The sequence below is a fragment of the Algoriphagus litoralis genome, assembly GCF_003259255.1.
GTDB lineage: Bacteria > Bacteroidota > Bacteroidia > Cytophagales > Cyclobacteriaceae > Algoriphagus > Algoriphagus litoralis.
Map to the genome: position 1 here is coordinate 1 of NZ_QGOL01000041.1, position 5133 is coordinate 5133.

General features: G+C 39.8%; 6 protein-coding genes. All 6 read right to left on the reverse strand.

Annotated features, from left to right (window positions below; translation table 11 throughout):
• Nucleotides 1-528: 528 nt before the first annotated feature.
• Nucleotides 529-1179, reverse strand: coding sequence for a hypothetical protein (locus DK188_RS21180; protein ID WP_111672861.1), 651 nt, complete (start codon nt 1177-1179; stop codon nt 529-531).
• A gap of 6 nt (nt 1180-1185) precedes the next feature.
• On the reverse strand, nt 1186-1920 hold the full coding sequence (locus DK188_RS21185) for a hypothetical protein (protein ID WP_111672862.1): 735 nt from the start codon (nt 1918-1920) through the stop codon (nt 1186-1188).
• A gap of 339 nt (nt 1921-2259) precedes the next feature.
• Nucleotides 2260-2622 carry a four helix bundle protein gene (locus tag DK188_RS21195; RefSeq protein WP_111672867.1) on the reverse strand — a complete coding sequence of 121 codons (363 nt, stop codon included), beginning with the start codon at nt 2620-2622 and terminating at the stop codon, nt 2260-2262.
• Nucleotides 2623-2958: 336 nt separating this feature from the next.
• A complete protein-coding gene (locus DK188_RS21200) occupies nt 2959-3705 on the reverse strand; it encodes a LytR/AlgR family response regulator transcription factor (protein ID WP_111672864.1) in 747 nt (248 codons plus the stop codon).
• A gap of 3 nt (nt 3706-3708) precedes the next feature.
• A complete protein-coding gene (locus DK188_RS21205; protein ID WP_157963334.1) occupies nt 3709-4539 on the reverse strand; it encodes a sensor histidine kinase in 831 nt (276 codons plus the stop codon).
• Nucleotides 4540-4685: 146 nt separating this feature from the next.
• On the reverse strand, nt 4686-4937 hold the full coding sequence (locus DK188_RS21210; protein WP_111672866.1) for a hypothetical protein: 252 nt from the start codon (nt 4935-4937) through the stop codon (nt 4686-4688).
• Nucleotides 4938-5133: the final 196 nt, after the last annotated feature.

Sequence of the window (5133 nt, forward strand, 5' to 3'; positions counted from 1 at the left end):
CAGGCAGGCTAGGGTGGGCGCAGCGATACCCTAGGTAATAAAAGAACAAAGGCCAATGACCTCGGCGCAGAAATATGGTGAGGAAGAAAAAGTCAATGCCGATGAGGAATTCAATGATCAATGGCCAATTATCACTTTGCAATGACCAAGGGAAAAGTGTTCAGTGACAGTAGGATGGCAAAAGAATGAAGGCTGAAGGCCTGAAATTATAATAGCCCGGGGTTTTAACCCCGGGTAAAAATGAGCAAGGTGTTTCAACCTCGGCCCAGAAATACGGTGAAGAAGAAAAAGTCAATGCCGAGGAGGAATTCAAAAATAGTCGGAGAAAAATCCTTTTGTCATTGGGGTCAAATCCCCCCTACCCCCTTTGGCAAGCTTTCGGATTCTTTGGAGAAGAAAGAATCAAGGGGGAGTTGCTACGGAATGCTCCGGGAAATGAAATCCCGATTGAACAGCCCTCTGAAGACTTGTATAGGTTTACAAGTGGACGGTTTTTGTGAAATTTGATTATTGGTAATGGATCATTTCTCATCGACTCCTGTTCATCTTCACCAGTCCCACCACAAAAAAAACATATTGAACCATATTTAGAATAGTTCGGAATCCCCAAAGCTTCTTACCAATCTCAGTATAAGCCAGCATATCGATAAAAAAACAGGAAAAGCTGTAGAAGAAAATACCTGATAAAATCCAAAACCATGGATCACTCATGATCTCACCATTTCTCTCCGCCAAGCCCAAAAGAGCAAAGGCCATTAAAAAGGCATTCAAAACCAAGATTCCAGAAATCAAAAAGGAAGTGTAAATATCCTTCGGATTACCAAATCCAAAACGATTAATCCCCTCCAACAAAAAAAGTAAAGATATACCGGTCCAAAGGGCTTTTTTCCAAAACTTGTTGTTCCTAGTCTCAAGAAACTCGAAGATCAACCAAGTAAAAAATAAAGCTTCAAACCAAAGGTAAAAATAGAGGAAATACGCATGGAAATCTCCTAATGACTCAATATCAAAAACTCTATAGGCCAGCCAGCCAAATCCATCAGCAATCGCTCCTATCAAAAGAAATACAAAAAACAGGCGAAGCTTTCGATCACCTTTTTGTAGTCTCAATCCGGCCAAAATCAAAGGGATCCAAATTGCCAAAGTAGAAATTTCCTGAATTGGAATTTGATTCAGCATAGAAAATCAGGAATTCGGTGGAGGTGGCCAAGATCTTTGGAGTAACTGAACATCACTAAATAAGCCACTTGATACAGTTACAACCTCCGTATTTTTCCCTTTTTCATCTACCGGAACTAAAATTAACCTTAGAAACTTTCCTTCCGTAGTTTCCTCAAAACCCAAATAATATCTCAGAAAGGCTACTTTTCCCTGGGTCACAAAATACTTTAGAAACGATTCAACTTGAGGTTGATCTTCAATGAAATCTGAAAAATAAGCCATTCCATATTTATGATTCTCCTTATAAAATGCATTTTGTAAAAATTCAGCATTGAAACTTTTCATTTCTGCATTAGTAATTATTCTATCCAAAATTGGCACCTCTCTTTTGTCATTTCTCAAAAAATTCTCAAAATCTCTACGTATTGGTAGGGTAAAATTAAATTCAACGCTAGGACAGAGAAAGATGTCAGCGCTAGGCTTATAAGTATTTACTAAATTTTCATCGTATGAAAAATTAAATTTCGGCTCAACTCCGACAAAACATTGTGCATCAGGTTGGTTTGGATCCAAACCGTACCAAAACATCAATCCAGAAAACCCTGGTAAATTTGCCCAATACCAAAAGTTTGAAATAGTAAAAGTTCCACCACATAAGTATTGTTTTTTATTGGGTGGATACTTCGTGTCTGGAAGGTTGCCCATGTATTCTCCCGCTTTTTGGTAAGAAACAAAATCAGATAACATCATTTTTTTCATAGTTCTTAAATTAGAAATAAACCCGGAAAAAATACCTCCGGAAATTGCTTAATCACCCCGATTTAATCCCTTTGGTCCGGTTTAGTATCTTCACCTTGAAAACACCATTTGAATTAAAATTCTATTCTAAGATGAAGAATCACATCGGCTTCTTCTACCACTAACTAGAATTCGGTTTTTCCGGGATAGAAACTGGCCGATTTCAATTTTCAATGACCAATTTTCAAACTCAATTTTCAAGAAATCAACCCTCCATACTTGGTCATTGCTCATTGTCCATTGATCATTGTTAATTGCCCATTGATCATTGTTAATTGAACATTGCTCATTGCTCATTGCTCATTGTCCTAGGCTTTTCCTTGCACTCGTTATTATTCTTCCGAAAATCGCACACAGCTCTTCTACCTCAACCAATAGTTCGGCTCGCATCTGTGGATCTCCCAACTCGGAATAAGCCAGAATTTTCAGGGTTGAACGGGATTCTTTTAGCTCTTTCAAGACAATTCCATTTTTATGGATAAAATCTTTTTTGCTCTCCGCTCCCTGTGCCTCCCCGTAATTCAAACAAGCACCGCAAGCTGATCTAATCAATTGACCCTTCAGATGGTTTTCTGCAAAGGTACTTCCCAGTGAATTGCAAAATTTGATACACTCCCCGGCAAACTGCACCAACCGCTCTTCTAAATCATATCTTTTTTCCATTCCTACTAAATTTTCAAACTCAATTTTCAAAAAATCTACCCCACCTGAGGTGGCAATTTTCCATACTCAAATTCAATGATCAATTTTCAAGGGATTTATCCTATTTGGTCATTAATTGTCTATTGCCCATTGCTCATTGATAATTGATAATTCATAATTGTCCATTGCTCATTGCTCATTGATAATTGTCCATTGCTCATTGATAATTGTCCATTGCCCATTGCTCATTGATAATTGTCCATTGTCCATTGCTCATTGCTAATTGATAATTGCTCATTGCTTATTGATAATTGACCATTGATCATTGATCATTGATCATTGGCTTTTCATCATTACTCACCAGCTTCTCACTTTTTCCAAAAACTCCTCTTTCCGTCTTCTCGAAACATCTACCACGCTGCCGTCACTCAGTTTTACTTGCCCTCCTTCTCCCTTCAGGTATTCTGTTACCTCATCAAGATTGATCAGGTGGGAATTGTGCACCCGGAAGAAGCCGTAATTCTCCAACATACCCTCCACATCTTTGAGTGTTTTGGAAACCAAAATCTTTCGCTTGTCTTTTAGGAAAAATGTAGTGTACGTGTTATCCGATTCGCATCGTACTACCTCCCGAATCTCTATAAACAAATATCCATGCAGCGTAGGCAAAGCTACTTTGACCTTGTCTTTTGGTAGTTGGAGATTTTGGAGTAGCTGCTCGATTTGACGATTTTGATTTCCCTTTTTGCTTAGAAACCGATCCATCGCCGCCCGAAAATCCTTTGGATCAAATGGCTTTAAAAGGTAGTCTACCGCTGCAAGACGAAATGCCTGTATCGCAAAATCCTGGAAGGAAGTAATAAAGATTAGCTCGAATTCAATCTTTGGCAAAGACAACAACCAGTCAAAAATCGTCCCGCCTGGAAGCATCACATCGCAGAAAACCAAATCCGGATTTAATGCATGACAGCGTTGATCTGCCTCCTGTAGATTTCCCGCCTCGCCTACCACCTCAAATTCAGGATAGACAGCAAGTAGATTTTTTAAATATTCCCTCGACTTCTGCTCGTCCTCAATGATGATTACCCGAAAGATTTTTTTCATTTTTTATTCTTCTTCGAAAGGGATTTTTAAGGTTACTGTTCGCCCACCATTGGGATTTTCCGTGAATTCATATCCTGCATCCTGGCTTCGGTATTCTCTCAAATTCCGGAATCGCTCCTCCATTAAGTTGATGCCCATACTGCTCTTTTTCACCAAGTTGCTCAAATCATATTCAGGCTTGGACATCACAGAATTTCCATGATCTGATATTTTGCAGATCAATGATGTTCCCCCGTTTCTTTCAAAATGAAGATCAATTTTTCCCTCTTGGCTCAAGCCGTGCCAAACGGCATTCTCCAGAAAAGGCTGGATCAACATTGGCGGAACAAAAGTATTTGAAAGGGAAATATCCTTTCCGGAAGAAAATTCAAATGAAAATGCATGCTTGGTCCGCAGTTGCTCCAGCTGAAGATAAAGCTCATTTGCCTCCAGTTCCTCCTCCAAACTCACCCAGTTTTTGGCTGAACTTTCCAACACATACCGAATCAGCTTTGAAAACTTGATCAGGTAATCACTGGCTTGTTGGGGCTCTTGGGATTGGATAAAATGATGAATGGAATTCAGGCAGTTGAATATAAAATGGGGATTGATCTGAGCTTTAAGTGCCTTAAGTTCCCCTTCTGCCTTTTCAAGCCTCATTTCAGTTTCCTTCCTCCGCACATCTGCTTCCCTTCTGGATCGATAGATGACGAAAATGATAAAGGAAAATGCAAGCACTACCGGCAGAAGTCCCAGCAGCAAGGCCAGACTTACATCATTGGAAGAAGTTAATTTGTCACTAACCGCAGTCAAACTGTCCGTAGCTTGAATTAATACTAGAAAAAAGCGTTGCATTAAAAAAAGGCGAAATTGCATTTTAAGGTATCAATTTTTGAGTTCTTTAAAAACTATCTGCTTAAAAAACGCTACGAAATACATTAAATAAGCAAAAAACCCGAGCAAGACTCCTGCCCGGGTTTTTAGGTTATTAAATCAATGGTTTACTTCACCTTACTGAGCAGCCGCTCTTCCAGCCTGCTTTCATCAACGGTCAGTTGACAGATGCTGACCAGAATGGTACCTGCTGTCACTGCATGGCCTGCATAGGCAATCAGGATTTCGGGTACTGCTCCCGGAGCTGTCAACACGGCTGTGCCTATGGCTGCGATGATCAGGCCGGCCTTCTTCAGAAATTGGAAGAAAGGCGGCGTGGGTGCCATTGCACGGGCTTTTACTTCTGAAAGTATGTTCATAGTGTATTAGTAAATAGTTAAGTGTTAAAGGTTCAGCGTTCAAGGTTCAGGGTTCAATGTTCCTGCTTCGCCAAAGACTCACAGGCATGGTGGGCAAGCAATGTTCATTGTCCTTTTATCATTCTAAATTGATAATTGGTCATTGTACATTGTTAATTGACCATTGTTCACTGTTCCCACTTGACCTTTTTTGTAA